This is a genomic window from Pedobacter westerhofensis (assembly GCF_900182595.1).
GTDB classification, from domain to species: domain Bacteria; phylum Bacteroidota; class Bacteroidia; order Sphingobacteriales; family Sphingobacteriaceae; genus Pedobacter; species Pedobacter westerhofensis.
In genome coordinates this window covers 365,624-381,218 of sequence record NZ_FXTN01000003.1, presented here as the reverse complement: position 1 = coordinate 381,218, position 15,595 = coordinate 365,624, and the positions used below count along the sequence as shown (strand labels likewise).

15 protein-coding genes are annotated in these 15,595 nt (G+C 38.5%); 10 read left to right on the top strand and 5 right to left on the bottom strand.

The window, feature by feature from the left end:
- Positions 1-133: 133 nt before the first annotated feature.
- Both FN831_RS27640 and FN831_RS07000 read right to left on the bottom strand, forming a co-directional pair.
- On the bottom strand, positions 134-304 hold the full coding sequence (locus tag FN831_RS27640; protein ID WP_185960410.1) for a hypothetical protein: 171 nt from the start codon (positions 302-304) through the stop codon (positions 134-136).
- Positions 305-352: 48 nt separating this feature from the next.
- On the bottom strand, positions 353-793 hold the full coding sequence (locus tag FN831_RS07000; RefSeq protein WP_142527492.1) for a MauE/DoxX family redox-associated membrane protein: 441 nt from the start codon (positions 791-793) through the stop codon (positions 353-355).
- A 64-nt stretch (positions 794-857) separates the two neighbouring features.
- On the opposite strand from FN831_RS07000, the gene FN831_RS06995 reads away from it, so the two are divergent.
- The 9 genes from FN831_RS06995 to FN831_RS06955 all read left to right on the top strand — a co-directional run bounded on the left by FN831_RS06995 (position 858) and on the right by FN831_RS06955 (position 10,749).
- Positions 858-1,190 carry a hypothetical protein gene (locus FN831_RS06995; RefSeq protein WP_142527491.1) on the top strand — a complete coding sequence of 111 codons (333 nt, stop codon included), beginning with the start codon at positions 858-860 and terminating at the stop codon, positions 1,188-1,190.
- 157 nt (positions 1,191-1,347) lie between these two features.
- Positions 1,348-2,298: a hypothetical protein gene (locus FN831_RS06990; protein ID WP_142527490.1), complete on the top strand. Its 951-nt coding sequence runs from the start codon at positions 1,348-1,350 to the stop codon at positions 2,296-2,298.
- Between the two features lie 361 nt (positions 2,299-2,659).
- Positions 2,660-3,760 (top strand): hypothetical protein, encoded by a 1,101-nt coding sequence (locus tag FN831_RS06985; protein ID WP_142527489.1) that lies wholly within the window; start codon positions 2,660-2,662, stop codon positions 3,758-3,760.
- A gap of 308 nt (positions 3,761-4,068) precedes the next feature.
- Positions 4,069-5,058, top strand: a complete 990-nt coding sequence (locus tag FN831_RS28100; protein ID WP_246101395.1) for a hypothetical protein — start codon at positions 4,069-4,071, stop codon at positions 5,056-5,058.
- Positions 5,055-6,050, top strand: a complete 996-nt coding sequence (locus FN831_RS06975) for a hypothetical protein (RefSeq protein WP_142527488.1) — start codon at positions 5,055-5,057, stop codon at positions 6,048-6,050. Before FN831_RS28100 ends, FN831_RS06975 begins: the two co-directional genes overlap by 4 nt.
- Positions 6,051-6,107: 57 nt before the next feature.
- Positions 6,108-7,130, top strand: a complete 1,023-nt coding sequence (locus FN831_RS06970; RefSeq protein WP_142527487.1) for a hypothetical protein — start codon at positions 6,108-6,110, stop codon at positions 7,128-7,130.
- 70 nt (positions 7,131-7,200) lie between these two features.
- Entirely contained in the window at positions 7,201-8,556 is a 1,356-nt protein-coding gene (locus FN831_RS06965; protein WP_142527486.1) for a hypothetical protein, read from the top strand.
- A gap of 62 nt (positions 8,557-8,618) precedes the next feature.
- Complete coding sequence (locus FN831_RS06960) at positions 8,619-9,650, top strand: hypothetical protein (protein ID WP_142527485.1); 1,032 nt, start codon at positions 8,619-8,621, stop codon at positions 9,648-9,650.
- A gap of 121 nt (positions 9,651-9,771) precedes the next feature.
- A complete protein-coding gene (locus FN831_RS06955) occupies positions 9,772-10,749 on the top strand; it encodes a tail fiber protein (protein ID WP_142527484.1) in 978 nt (325 codons plus the stop codon).
- A gap of 304 nt (positions 10,750-11,053) precedes the next feature.
- Here FN831_RS06955 and FN831_RS27635 read toward each other — a convergent pair whose 3' ends face one another.
- Positions 11,054-11,326 carry a hypothetical protein gene (locus tag FN831_RS27635; RefSeq protein WP_185960409.1) on the bottom strand — a complete coding sequence of 91 codons (273 nt, stop codon included), beginning with the start codon at positions 11,324-11,326 and terminating at the stop codon, positions 11,054-11,056.
- A 61-nt stretch (positions 11,327-11,387) separates the two neighbouring features.
- Between FN831_RS27635 and FN831_RS06945 the strand changes: the two genes are divergently transcribed.
- The gene (locus tag FN831_RS06945) at positions 11,388-11,645 is read left to right on the top strand and encodes a helix-turn-helix domain-containing protein (RefSeq protein WP_185960408.1); all 258 of its coding nucleotides are present in this window, start codon (positions 11,388-11,390) and stop codon (positions 11,643-11,645) included.
- Between the two features lie 52 nt (positions 11,646-11,697).
- Here the strand turns inward: FN831_RS06945 and FN831_RS06940 are convergent, their stop codons facing one another.
- Both FN831_RS06940 and FN831_RS06935 read right to left on the bottom strand, forming a co-directional pair.
- The gene (locus tag FN831_RS06940) at positions 11,698-12,300 is read right to left on the bottom strand and encodes a hypothetical protein (RefSeq protein ID WP_142527482.1); all 603 of its coding nucleotides are present in this window, start codon (positions 12,298-12,300) and stop codon (positions 11,698-11,700) included.
- Positions 12,300-15,590, bottom strand: a complete 3,291-nt coding sequence (locus FN831_RS06935) for a DUF6443 domain-containing protein (RefSeq protein WP_142527481.1) — start codon at positions 15,588-15,590, stop codon at positions 12,300-12,302. Before FN831_RS06935 ends, FN831_RS06940 begins: the two co-directional genes overlap by 1 nt.
- Positions 15,591-15,595 lie beyond the last annotated feature (5 nt).

Here is a 15,595-nt window from a genome sequence, read left to right as displayed (position 1 = left end):
TAAGTCATTTGTTGGTTGTAGACCAAACTCCTGAAGTTCTGATTCTGAATAGGGGCCGGTTGATGGGATAGAATTTTGGGCGGGCACTGTATACTTACACCTCGATGGGGTTTCGGTTATACAATTGCCCTGATCAGCTGTCATCGTTGAAACATAGGTATAACTGTTTGTTGCTTTTTGTACAAAGTAACCCCGGTGCAAGCGTTTTACCGTTCATTGCTGTAGTGTGCGACTCTACATTTGTTAACGCACTGCCTCCCAGTGCCGTTCCGGCAATCAGAAAACCCATTAAAACTTGGTTCATAATATTAAGATTAGATGATAAAAAAAACACGATGTTTCTTTAACCAGGTCATCGCTTTACCTGTTTTGTACGCACGATATCTTTATTAAAATTGAATGCTATAAGGGAAAGGGCCAGGAAGAATAAATTGAAAACGATATGCTGCTTCCAGGAGAGGTGAGAAATGACTCCGCCACAGTTGCAAGGCAAGTCTTTTGTGTAAATGACCATGAATAGGAGGTAGGTAGTAAAAATCAGCATAAGCAGGAATGAATAGATCAATCCGTCTCTGCGGGTGAGGGGAACAAGCAAAAGACAACTGGTGATGATCTCTGCAGTGGGAACGGAATAAGCAATAATTTTATGGAGTTCTCCAATCATGGGCAAAGTGCTCAGTACCCAATCGAAATTGTGAAACTCCCAGACTTTATTTGCTGCGGTATAAAGGAATAGCAGGATGAAAAGACATGCAATGATATCAATGATTATCTTTTTATAATGCGTTTTCATGATCTGATCAGATTAAAGTGATCTTTTTATTAATTTTGTTAGTATATGACAGCATGACTTAGGGTTGGGAACATCAGCCCCGCAGTACAAACTTGATGTAATCGGAACAATAAGGTCCCGTGAAATCAAGGTAGATATAGATGGTGCTGATTTTGTTTTCGATGATAATTATAGGTTGAGGACTGTGGATGACCTCGAAAAATTTGTGAAAGTAAACAAACATTTGCCTGATGTAGCATCAGCTAAAGAGATGAAAAAAAATGGAGCTGATTTAGGCGACTTAAATTCTGTTCTTTTACAAAAAATCGAGGAATTGACTCTATATATGATTAAACAGAATAAAAAGATTATTGATCTTGAAAAAAAGATGAAGTCTCTTGGAGTTGTGAAAAAGTGATGAATTTATTAAATTAATTCCACTTGTTAAATAATAATATGCGCCGGCTTTGAGTGTCGAAAGACAAACGACATAAGCGGGAACCAATCTCTAAAGTAATTTAATAAGCTTTGGAGATGCTTTTTTCACAAGTAAAGCAATTACAGTATATACAGTCATGAATAATAAATTTTACATTTTAATTTGCATAGTGCTCTTTCAGGTTAGCTTTGTTAAAGCACAGTGGGGGGAGCTGGATTCTAGAACGGAATATAGGAATGACGCGGGCTTATCTGGTAGTGAAGGAGCGAAATCAGGATTTTATCAGACTCTCGCTCCTGTGAATTTTCCTGCTGGTGCACAGGGATGGTGGCATTTACTCGATGTTCGACACTCCAATCTCAGCAATAATTACGCGATGCAGTTCTCAGGAAACTTTTATGACCAGATACTATATTTCCGTAAAACTAATGGGAATCCCGGTCAACAATGGTCGCAGGTTCTTACCGCAAATAGCGACGGTAAGCTCATCAACAGCAATATAAATATAACTACAGCTGCGGGGCAATCTTTTTTTACAGGCCATCAGACAGGGACTACCTACAGTTATCCCTTAGGAATATTTCATGCTGTTACCGATAATGACAACGGAACCTTAAATTTTCTTTATGATGGTATCACTGCGGGATTAACGAAGTTTTACGTTAGGGCTGATGGTGAAGGGTATTTTAGTGGGAATGTGGGAATAGGTATTGAAAACCCAAAGGAAAAATTAGCAGTAAAAGGAATTATTCATTCCCAGGAAGTGTTGGTTGATATGAAAGGTTGGTCTGATGATGTATTTCAAAAAGATTACAATCTGGTTCCTCTTGCTAATGTGAAAACTTATATCAATCAGAATCACCATTTACCGGGCGTACCGTCAGAAAAGGAAATCATAGAGAAGGGACTACAACTTGGAGAGATGAACAAGATTTTAATGAAGAAAGTTGAAGAATTGACTCTTTACCTAATAGAAAAGGATATCCAGGTTGACAAAGAAAAGCATAGGAATGATGCACAGCAGGAACAGATCGATCTATTGACCACACAGCTAACTCAATTGAAGAAATCAGGTAAGCGACTTTAAGGTTGCTACATTTTTAGTTTTCGTTGCTCCTATAAAAAAAAGATTAACGTTATAACAAATTGCCTGATGGCTCATTGCTAACATTTGGCAAAACCGGATGGATAGACCAAATTATCCAATCTCGCATAGTAGACAAAAATTGAACAATGACTGGACGTGAAATACTGCATCTTCTACAATAGATGTATCATTTGTTTCAAGTACTAATTAATTCTAGTCAAATTGTTTGTTGAATTTCATTCACTTAATTGATTAAATAAATATTAACTTTTTATTTTTTGCTCCTTATTATTCGTTATTAAATGCCAATATTGTTATTTTAGTTAAATATAATATGATGACTGATTAACGATCTCAAAAAATGAAACACTTTATCTTCCTCCTGATATCTTTTTTGACAACATCTTCGTGTTTTGCGCAATGGATACCAAATGGTGATAATGTTTACAATACAAACATCGGAAATGTAGGGATTGGTATCAGCAACCCCTCCTACAAACTATTCATAAATGGTGCTGATCACCCTTTAGGAATTATCAATTCAGCACTTAGTAATTCTAGTAATGCTGGTGAAACGTCAATATATCTGGGTGATGCCTCGTCCGGTATCAAAATGCTGCGCGCAAGCAAAAAAACCTTTAATACCCGTGCATTTGAAATATGGACTGAATATGGATTCAATAACCCGTCTATGTCTGCCGAATTCTATCATGATTATATAAATTTCAGTACGAATGATCAAAAGCGCATGATCATAAACTCACAGGGAAATGTAGGCATAGGTATAACTTCTCCTGAAACAAAGCTTGTAGTAGCCGGATCACCTGATAATAATTCTATTGATCGGACCGTCAGTATTATAAATGGTGACGGGAGTAAATCATTCGGTGGTTATATTGGTCAGCGTGTCACAAGTGCCAATGTTCGTCAGGGATTGATAGTGGCCGGAACAGGAAGCTTAACATTGAATGCGGGACTTTATAATATGGATTTCATTACTGGTGTACCAGGGGCTTCTACAGATGATAATCTTGCGATGAGAATTACCAATGATGGAAAGATAGGTATAGGTATCGCATCACCAGACGCTAAGCTGGCTGTAGCTGGAATCATTCATTCACAATCCGTAAAAGTTGATATGAATGGCTGGAGTGATTTTGTTTTTCAGCCTTCCTATCAGCTCACTCCACTTTCAAAAGTGAAGACATTTATTGATCGTTATCATCACTTGCCTGATATGCCATCAGAGAAGGACGTGATCAGCCACGGAATAGATCTTGGTGAAATAGTGAAAATACAAACCAAGAAAATAGAAGAGTTAACCTTGTACCTGATTGAGAAAGATCAAAGAGAGAAGGAGTATGAGTTGAAGTACAGAAATCAACAGCGGGATATTGATGAGTTGAGAATGCTTTTGCAGGCGGCGATTAGAAAAGGTACTGCAAAAATGCCTGTTAAGTAATGATCAGTTTATCGTACTCATAAATAGTTATAACACTAATATTTAAGCAATATCAAATAAGTGGATCAAATATTCTAGACTTAACTAGAATGCTATTAGATACTGCAATAATCCTTTATTAAAACTCTTATACTACCTAAATGAGCTAGAAAATGAACGACTAAAAAATGAAACTTAACAAGTTCAGTTATTTGCTCAAAAAGCTACAATTGATCAAATCCTTTTGAAAATTAAGACCCTGGAAAATAAATCTTAATCCTTGTTGCCGTTAGCCTATTTTCCAGAATAGTATCTAACAAATATATCCGATGAAAAAAAAATATCTGAACTACCTACTTCTTATAGCATTGGTACTACACATCAGTTTGATTGCCTCGGCTTCTAATAAGAAGTCTGAATTTAGAGGTTCTGACTATTCAACAACCATAACTTTTCCGGCTGGATTTGTTGTTGGCGACTACGTTGAATTCCTAAGGGTACAGCCCGGGGATGCTGCTGCAGGAGGTTATTATTCTGTGTCAATAGCTTATACCCGAATTAATATTGCAGCGGGTGCTACTCACATTGCCAGTATTTCACATTCTAATCCGTCTGTTTGGCGTGAAGTAGGACGGGTGAACAATAATGGGTATCTGGATCAAGGACAAAATTTTACCATAGATTGTAATACTGAATATGCAAATCCAAGATTTCGTATTCGTGCTGTCAATACATTAGGATTACAGTCAAGTCCAATTACAGTTGTAATCAACGTAACGTGTATGAATGAAAACTATGGATATACTCCAATAGAGTCAAGGGGCAATGACCTTACTGTGAAAAGTTTTCTACCGATGACAAATGAATGGGATCTTTATGTTGGTAATAATTACAATCCAGCAAGCGCTTTTATCGCCATTAAAGCGCTGACGAATGGAAATGTCGGCATTGGCACCGCCACACCTACAGAGAAGCTCTCCGTGAATGGTAACATTCGCGCAAGAGAAATAAAAGTAGAATCCCAAAACTGGCCGGACTATGTGTTTAAGCCTGGATATAAGTTGCCGCCGCTGGATGAAGTCAAGGCTTATATCATTCAAAATGAACATCTGTCAGAAATCCCGTCTGGAAAGGAGATTGGTGAAAAAGGGTTGAGCCTTGGAGCAATGAATAAATTATTGATGAAGAAAATAGAAGAATTGACACTTTATTTGATTCAGAAAGACGAACAACTCAACCAACAAGCGATCCAGCTCAATGAAGTTAATTCCAAACTTGAAATGTTGAACAGCCGTCTCACAAAAATTGAAAAAAAATGATTATTAACATAAAAGAAATATTCAAACGCTTAATAACAATAACAAAAAATATGCTCATCATATTGGTGATTTTAGTGTCGCCTGGTGTTTATGCCCAGCAAACTGGCTCTTTTAAGGTAGGGGGTGATCTTGATAAGTTTTACCCGGTTACATTTTTAGATGGTGGTTGGGATCAAAACATTGCGACCGAATTAGACCTGGGAAGGTCTGCTGTGCATTACGATAGCGATTGGAGAGGGTCAATGATAGCTAAATTTAGATTTCACTCTAACCAATGGGGGAATGGAGCAAATTTTATAGATGCTGATATATTTCAGATCTATAACAGGTTATCCGTACAAACGGTGGAATTTGTTGCAGGATATAAAGATGCAACCGGAAACAATAATGGATACGCTAATATAATCTGGCTAAGGGGAGGGGGTACAACCTATTTTTTCAAGTCAAATGTTACCACAAATCCGGTAGTGTATGATGGCATACAGAATCCACTGCCTTATCATGAAGTTGGAGGTCCGGATCAATCTTATAAAACTATCGTTGATGCTTACGTAAATTCCGGTGGTCTATCACGGCAAGGAACAGCGTATTTTTCTGGAACAGGCAAAAGTTATTTCATGGGGAATGTCGGAATTGGAACTACAAATCCTAAAGAAAAGCTGTCTGTAAATGGAAATATTAGGGCGCAGGAAATTAAAGTAGAATCGGCTAATTGGCCAGATTTTGTTTTTGAAAAAGGTTATTATTTAACTACGCTCGCGGAAACAGAAAAATATATCATGGATAATGGCCATCTCGCGGGACTTCCTAAAGCTGCAGATGTTAAGGCTAATGGGATTAATTTGGGTGAAGTGAATAAGTTGCTCCTGCAGAAGATTGAGGAGCTTACCCTACACTTAATTCAAAAAGATAAAGAAATTAAAAGATTAGAAAAGTTGAACGACCGCGTTAACGATCTCGAGTGTAAGCTTAACAAATTATCCGAGAAATAATAAGATCAGATTCGTGCTTACAGATAATAACAGAATAAATGTGATAATTGTTGATCGATGAAAAAAATATTTTTTACCTTATTATCTTTGGGAAGTGCATGTTCATTGTATGCACAAAGCAACATCTTTGAACAAGGAAGTAATGTTGGGATAGGAACAACCAATCCTTCTGGAAAATTAGAAATATTGGGGCAATCGAATGGTGATCAGCTGATTATTTCCAGGAATGTTTTGGCAGGCGCCCAGGGGCCGGGCATCACATTCAGAAACATTGTAAATAGTGGCACTCTTGAAACAATTGGCGGCTTGGAAAGTCAGTTAAGGAGTGGGAGTACCAGTGCGATTGCAGGTTCTTTAAGCCTGTTTACAATCAACAATTCGAGTAAGATTAACGCAATGTCTATTGCTTCCAATGGCAATATAGGTATAGGAACTGCGACTCCATCCAGTGTATTGGAAGTAATGAGTCAAACCAACGGTGATCAGGTTATCATTTCCAGGAATGTTTTGTCAGCAGCAGCAGGCCCCGGTATTACTTTTAAAAATCTGGTTAACAATGGTACTTTTGAAAAAATTGGAGGTATTGAAAGCCAATTGAAGAGTGGAACTGACGGTGCAATTGCTGGTGCATTAAGTTTATTCACCATGAATAATTCGATAAAGATAGATGCTGTGTCCGTAGCTTCAAATGGAGATGTTGGTATTGGAACAGCAAATACCAGAGGTTATAAACTTGCGGTGAACGGAAATATCAGATCGAAGGAGATAAAGGTTGAGATGGACAATTGGCCAGACTATGTGTTTCGACCAAACTACCAAATGAGATCACTTGCTGCTTTGAAACATTATATAGGACATCACAAACATTTACCAGACCTTCCTTCGGCTGAAGATGTGTCAAACAATGGCTTGAATATAGGCGAAATTATTAAAGCACAAACAAAAATGATCGAAGAGGTTACCTTATACCTGATTGAAAAAGACCAACAATTTGATTCTTTAAGAAAGGACAATGTGAAACAACAAAAAGAAATCAATTTATTGAAGTCTCAATTGTCAAACAAATTTTTAAAGCATTGATTTGTGATTCTTTATAATCTTACTGTATTCGCCTAATTTTTTATTAATATATTTTTAAATCAATGTTAAAATGAAATCAAATTTCTTTAAAGTACTAATTATATCTTTTCTTTTTCCAATGATCACACATGCCCGGTGGACGGGAAATGCTCCTGGCCCAATATATTACAACTCTGGGAATGTTGGCATAGGAACAGCAACGCCTGCATCAAATTTAGAAGTTCAAAACTCAAACTATGGTTGGCTAATGAATCTCAGGACTAATGCGGTAAATCCGGGAGAGATCAATGGCTTAAAGTTGTATTCTGGATATCTGGGTGATCTTAATAAGTGGGCTGGAATAAGTAGTGTTGCCGAAAATCTGCACAGTAATAGTACAGGGCTAGCCCTATATGCAAATACTACTGAAAGCATGCGGCTCGCGGCTAACGGAAATGTGGGTGTTGGTACGGCAAACCCTTTACAGAGATTTACAATATCCGCTCAAGGTGATGGTGCAAGTGTAACCCATCTTTTAAGGCTTGAACAATATAATTATGGGTCTCCTGTAAATGGGACAGGTGTTGCCATCGATATGGCTATCGGGGATAATACCAATGTTCCCAGTTTAGCAGGACAGATCCGGTTAATGAGGTCTAATTATAATAATTCAACTATGTATTTTTCCACAGCTAACAGTAACAACTTATCAGATAAGATGGTACTTGATCCTTATGGAAATTTAGGGGTTGGAACTATAACGCCTTCACAAAAACTCACTGTTTCGGCGCAAGGGAATGGCGCCAGCATCACTCCCCTTTTGAGACTCGAACAATATAATCCCGGTTCACCCTCTGCTGGCACGGGAGTTTCTATTGATATGGCAATTGGGGATAATACCAATCTGCCAGCGCTGGCAGGCCAGATTAGGTTGGTAAGATCCGATTACATTAATACCAGCATGTATTTCTCAACCGCTTTAGGAAATACAATTTCAGATAAAATGATTATTGATCCTTATGGAAATATAGGGATAGGCACTAATAATACTATGGGACACAAGCTGGCAGTAAATGGAGATATAATTGCCACGTCTGTTAATGTTAAACCATTTTCTGACTGGCCTGACTATGTGTTCAAGCCTGCATATAAATTAGCTCCCCTGTCCGACCTAAGAAAATTTATAAATGAAAATCAACATTTACCTGATATTCCCTCTGCGGGTCACGTAGCTAAAAATGGGGTTGATTTGGGTGAGATGAATACGATCTTAGTTAAGAAGGTTGAAGAGCTAACATTGTATTTGCTTGAGCAAAACGAACAGTTGCAGAACCAGCAAAAGGCAGCAGAGTCTCAAAAGAAAATCAACCAGAAGCAGCACGAACAAATTGATGAGCTTCAAGCCCAACTGATCCTGCTTGCGAAGAAGTTAAAAATAACACTTTAACTATCATTTTATGTATTAAACATTGGATATATGATTCAGAAAACCATTAGGATAGTATAAATATGAAAAAAACACTTATGATCGGCCTTATATCGCTGAGCTCGATAATCAAGGGTAATGCACAAATCTTTACTCCTGGTGGTACCATACAAGGGGCTTCAGATAATGGGAATATAGGCATCGGAACGAGTTCACCTATTGCCTCTCTTCATCTTCGTACCCCGACAGGTAATTTATTACTCGAAAATTCTGGAATTGAAGGTGCATTGATGACAATCCATTCCGGGAGATTTAACAGGCCTGCTTTAACGGCATTCAAACAGGCAGGTACAGAATATTGGAACAGCGGAATACTATATGATGAATCCGGAAACCAAAAGTACTCAATTGGGACATCTCAGGCACTCTCTTCAGCCAAATTTACTGTTCAAGCTAATGGGAATATAGGATTTGGAACAAATTCCCCGTTGGAAAGGCTGCAGATAGGAGATGCTCTTAATGTAGAAAATTTGAAAATCAGCATACCTGGCACTTATAATTTTGAACAGGTAAAACTCGGGCAATATGGAAACGGTGCTGGTGGATTAGAATTTATCAACCATGCTGGGAATACTGACTCCTATGGTGTCCGTTTGTTGTCAAACACTGACAATGGAATAAACGGCCTACAGATCCAAACTGCAAATCCTTCGGTTTCTTCTCAAAACTTAAATTACGTAACAAGAATGGTAGTAAATACCAGTGGAAATGTTGGGATAGGGACTATAACCCCAGGTTATAAATTGGATGTTATAGGATCAGTGCGTGCGAGAGAGATCAGGGTAGACATGAGTGGCGCTGATTTTGTTTTTGAAAACGACTACAAGCCTATTCCATTAAAAGATTTGGAGACATTTATCAAAGAACGGAAACATCTGCCAGACATTGATTCAGCTAAAGAGATGATGGAAAAGGGGAGTAATATCGGTGAATTGAATACGAAGCTTTTGCAAAAGATTGAGGAAATGACGCTCTATATTATTGATCAAAATAAAAAAGTGAACCTGCTCGAAGCAAAGCTCCTTCGGCTTGAAAAGTCCGTTGAGAAGCATTGAGGTGAATTTCTGCGCCAAATCTCAAATTACTAATTTTTGTGGAAACTATGGAGATCTTGGTTATTCAGTATCAAAAATCAACATCGTAAGGCTACACACTAAAATTCAAATAATTAATATTATGAATAGACTATTAACACTATTATTTCTGCTTTTGGCAGGTCCAAACTTCGCCCAACAATCGGGATCTTTCACTATAGGAGGTGATCTTGATAAGTTTTATCCGGTAAAATTCCAAGATGGGGCCTGGGATGCCAGTACGGCCACTGTTTTAGAGGTCGGTAGAGCTGCTGTGCATCTTAATTCTGACTGGAGAGGATCAATGATTGCTAAATTTACCTTTCACAATACTAGATGGGGAAACGGGGCTAAATTTATGAACGCAGATATTTATCAGATATATAATAAGTTAAATGTTCAAAATGTACTTTTCGTTGCTGGTTGGCGCGATGCTACACCAAACAACGGTACTTATGATTTAATCATATTGCTAAGAGGAGGAGGAACCACTTATTATTTCAAATCAGGTAATATAGTTAATCCTACAGTTTATGATGGAATTCAACACCCCTTACCATTACAGGAAGAAGGTTGGGAAAGCCATACTTTCAAAACTACTGTGGATAATTATGTCAATTCTGGTGGAAACTCCAATGAAGGAACTGCCTTTTTTAGAGGAACAGGTATTAATTATTTTGGAGGTTCTGTGGGTATTGGTACTTATACTCCAGATGAAGTGCTAACCGTCAATGGCAAAATTCATGCTAAGGAAGTGAGAATAGATAATATTGTACCGGCACCTGATTATGTATTTAAAAATGACTACAGATTATTATCACTTGCCGAAACAGAGAACTACATTAGAATGAACAGCCATCTTCCAGAAGTCCCATCTGCCCATGAAATGGAATTGAAAGGCGTAAATGTCAACGAAATGCAGATGTTACTGTTAAAAAAGGTGGAAGAATTGACCCTCCACCTGATTAAAAAAGATCATGAACTAAAACTTGAGAAAGACAGGAATGATAAACAGGAAATGAAAATTTCTGCACAAAATCGAAAAATCAATGCGATCATGTATAAACTCAAATCTTTATAATATTAAGTAGTGCAGTTCCATGATCTGGAAGGCTTCAAGTTTCAGCAAAGCACTGGCCTTGATTCAAAGGGCAAAGGTTGTTCCCCCGACCAGTCGTGCACTGCCACCATCAATTGACAATAACATGCTGCCGCAGGCCACGCCGCTGACTGACCGGAGGGAGACGGCGGAGCGCCGGCCGGGGTCAGCCGAGCGGTTATTTAACATAATACTATTATTATCACAGCCTTGAACATGCCCTTTTTCCTGGATCACTTGCTGTGACAATAATGTGTATTATGTTATATAGCAACGGGCCGGTTCTTCACCGGCAGCATGGGCCGCGGGGAAGGGCTAGAAAACACAGGGGGAAGCCCGCCTCGGGCTGGGCTGGGTTTTTTAAGCCTTGAGGGTTGTGCGGGGGAGATGATGATCTTAAGGGATGGAACTTCTGCAGCGCGTCTTTCAGGTCTTCCAGATCATTAGTTTTGTAGCGCTCTGTGCTGCTCACGTAACGGTGCCCGGCCATGTACTGAACGGTGCGCAAGTCTTTTTCTTTCAGCCATTCTGTAATCACACTTTGACGAACCTGTCCCATGTTTTAATATTTCTCACATCCCTTTTTTAACGTATACCCTATATGTAGTAAAGCAGCAGGCGTGTCCAGGGAGATCATTGGACGCTACGAACGTAATGAGGTTTCCCCTTCTGTGGAGGTCGCAAAAAAGATAGCTGATGCACTTCAGGTAACCCTGGATTATCTGGCTGGTGGAAGCGACAAGGCCAACTTCGACAAGCATACACTGAAGCTCATCGATGAGATCGAAGAACTCGAACCATCAGTAAAAGACAAACTTTATTTTCTGGCTAACGCAATAATTAGGAATGCCAAAACAGGTAAAGCATATTCACATTAAAGAGAAAAGCCCTAAATCAACTGATTCAGGACTTTTCTGTATAACTATTCATTTATTTCTCAATAATACCTAATGCCTTATATTGCTTTTCACTTAGATTGCCAAACACTTCTACAGAAATTTCATTTTGCCCTCGAAATTTTGATACGGCAACTAGATCCGTAACATTATCTCCCCAGAAAATTGTAGTATCACTTCTATTTGTTAATAATTTAACAGCATCATCTAGCTTATCCTTTCTTAATTTATAGGTTTGAATAAGCTCCCACTTCTTTGGGCTAAGTTGAAATTTAATAATGACTACGTCTTGTCTACAAGAAGCCAGCAAATATTTTTTGCTTGTGTATACTTCACCACTCCTATTTATTTCAATAACGATCAATGAGTCAAACTTGTACAAGTCCAATTCTTTCAAATTAGAAATATCTTGCAGAAAGATCCTTCTGTCAAATATAGAAATCTTATCCTTTGCCGCTGATTCAAAAAGCGATCTAAGCTTATTGTTTCTCCGATATTTTATATTAATGTTTGTTTGTTTTTCCCATAATGATAAAACAGATATATTAAAGTCTGTAGAACAACTTCGAATACATTCTTCAGTCCTACAGGCTGAGCTACAAACAATTATTAGAATTATTAAGCCTAAATATCTCATTATGGTACAATTACAGGTAAAGCTCTTGGTTTAGCTCCTTGTTCTTTTCTAATCGGATTATCTATACTTTTTCTCACTTTTATTTCATCACTATCCAAATAGACCCTTCTGTTACTGCGATCTGGATCTCTGACTATTGATTTCTCGTTTGTAGCCTTTCCTTCAATCCCGTCCTTTGCATGGCCAAGTTCATGACCAAGACCAACTTGAGCTGGTCTCCCAGTTGTTCCATCTGAATTTACGACACCTTTACCTGGATCGTTTGGATCAAAAGACACTACAGATCCACTTCCTCCATTCTTTTCTCCCGTTGCGGCATCAATGTCATTAAACTTTGTTGAATTACCATCAGAGTTAGTTTCATTGTTAGTATCCTTAATAACAACTGTCAGATCACTTGCGATCAAACTTGATACCAAATCAGTTCCAACTGGCTTCGCCCCTCCAGATGGAGTACCAGAAAATTCAACTTTTCCATTAGTGTTTAATGAAATTTTTTGACTTGTCAGTGATTGTAACTGATTAAAAACTTGTTGTCGATATGATTTTGTTCCAACTAATATTATATCTTCAGGAGCCATTCCATCAGGATCAATGAATCTTATTGGATTATTGAAGCCATAAGCATATGGACTGAAACGTCTACTCGTTTCTGAAAGCGGGTCTATAGTATTAAAACGCCCTATCACCGGATCATAAAACCTCGCCCCGTAGTCATATTGCCCTAACTCCTCTTGCAACTCCTTTTTATTGTACAAATATTTATTCTGTCCATTTTGAGCAACTTTCCTCAAACCAAAAGCATAATAGTCATCCTGCTGCAGCTTTTCCGATACACCTGTTACTGGATTCTTATAAAACGTAACCCTGTTATTTCCCAAATGATCCGCTAGACTATATTCATAGCTATATGTACCAGCATTATTTCGTGCCACTCCTTCTTCGGTCTGGATGAAGTCAATAGTCCCATTCGTATACTGGATACCTCCTACATAATCGGTTGCTACCGCATTACTCACTTTACGAAGTTTTGTCCCTTCAGCATCATATACATAATTTATTGCTAAACCTTGCTTTGATATTATCTGGGGTAGGTTTAGATAGTTGTAGTTCAGAGATACTCCAGTCCTGCCATCTGAAATTACGTTCCCATTAGCGTCATAAGCATAAGTACCTGTACTCAACGTTCCAGTAACCTGATATAGCTGGTTGCCATTATAGGTATAGCTTCCAATACTACCATCACGAGTTAATTCTGAAATATTACCCATTAAATCGTAGGTTAATGATTCACTCATTTTTACACCTGTGCTGCCTGCTGATGTAAGACGGTTTAAGTGATCATACTTATATGTAAAGCTATTCGGAAAACTACTACCAGTCCCCCAGTGCTGGTCGGCAATATTACCATTCCATTCTGGGACTGTTCCGTCTTCATACGTCAGGTTTTCACTGAATTCGTTACTGGATACCGATTTCAACCAACCTCTTTCATTGTAAGCATAACTAGTCGTTTGTAAGCCTGAATGAAGTTTTTTTTGCAACAACTGTCCGATCTCATTGTAAGTATTCCCACTCAGAAGAATCTCCCCCTGGCCATTAATGTTTTTATAAGTATTATATAACCTACCCTGATGATCGTATTCCATACGGGTATCAATAATTGTCACTGCTGAATTGGCATGATGGCTACGGCTACTTGACTTTAACAACCCGGCAAAATCATAGGTATTAGTCGTCTCATCATAATTGCCGGTTGCGCTAACTCCTCCCAAGTAATGCTGATGAAAATTTTTGATCAGCCTGCCTTCCCCATCATAGTAGTTCACACTTTGAAGCATCGTGGTGGTACCCAATACACGCGTTTGGCTACCTGTCAGCAGTGACTTCGTCTGATTGCTTCCACCACTGAAACCGTAATTGGAGGCGCCTGGGAAATTATAATTGTCATAATAATTGATCTTATAATTGTCACCGCCAGATTGAGGAAATGCTACAGTGGTATAACCACTGCCGCTGTTTTGTGGTGTCTCCCATAAGCTTGCGTTATTTAATAATGTCTGCAAGCTTGCTGCCGATACTGTACTCGCGTATACACCACTGATCACAACACGGCCTGTTGCATCATACTTATTAAAACTCCACTCAGGACTTGTCTTAGAACGTTGCACACCATCCTGGCTCAGGACTAACTGATCTAATTGGTTATAAACCATATAAACCCACGATTTACCTGGGATCTTCTTTTCGGTCAATCTTTGGCGACCATCATAGTGATAGCCGTAGATATACTGGTTGAAAGCGTCATCGCTTTCACTAAAACTGCTCAAACTTGCTGGGCCATTCTCATTTACGGATGGAGGAAGCACATACTGTAGATTCCCTAAGTCATTATAAATATAATAAGTACTAAGACTCTTACTCTCTGTTTCCCAAAGTCGTTTTAGCACCACATGACCTACAAAATCCTTGAACTCTTCAATACTCCCTGCTTTCTGTGTAACATCAGTATTTTCATCTCTGCTGATTGTTTTGTATAATTTTCCGGCACCAAAATATGACGTGCCAGTCGCTGTAGTTCCAGAAACATTCCATAATTTGACTTCGTTAGCTACATTGGTAACATAATCAATTTTATTGGTATGTTGATTTGTTATCTGCCAGGCCGCTCCAGGAGCACCCTGCTGTGAGATTCTATTTAGAGGTGAGTTTTCAAAAACCGTTTCACTATATGGATATGCTGTTGCTTTGACACCAACCGGTGGACTATTGTAAAAACTACCCACGTCATTGATTCCTGAAGTTCGGTAAATACCATTGTTGGCATCCTGTGGAGCATACGGTAAATATTTGAGCACTTCACGACCAAGGGCATCGTAGTTTATCGGCTGCACAAGATCTTTGAATGCTGGACTTCCCTGAACAGTTACATTCTGAATAGGCCGACCAAGTCCATCCACATATTGTATCAATTGATTAAGGTCTGATGCAGCATGCACACTTTCAATGTTGGTTGAATTTATCCCAGCTACTTTAAATATTTTGGTGCTGGTATAGTTTTGATCGGCGCTAGGCTGACTGGCGAAACTGGCAGTAGGAACTGATTCAATATAAATTCGAACATTGCTACCTGCAGGGATCGAAAAGCCAGGTAACAAACGGATACTGCCGTTAGACTTTATTTCTGTTTGATTATTATATATACTTAACTCAATATTTTCTTGGGCCTTCAAGTGAAATGTGGTAAATAATAGACCAGTAATTAGCAAGTGAAAATTATCTTTTTTCATCGGAG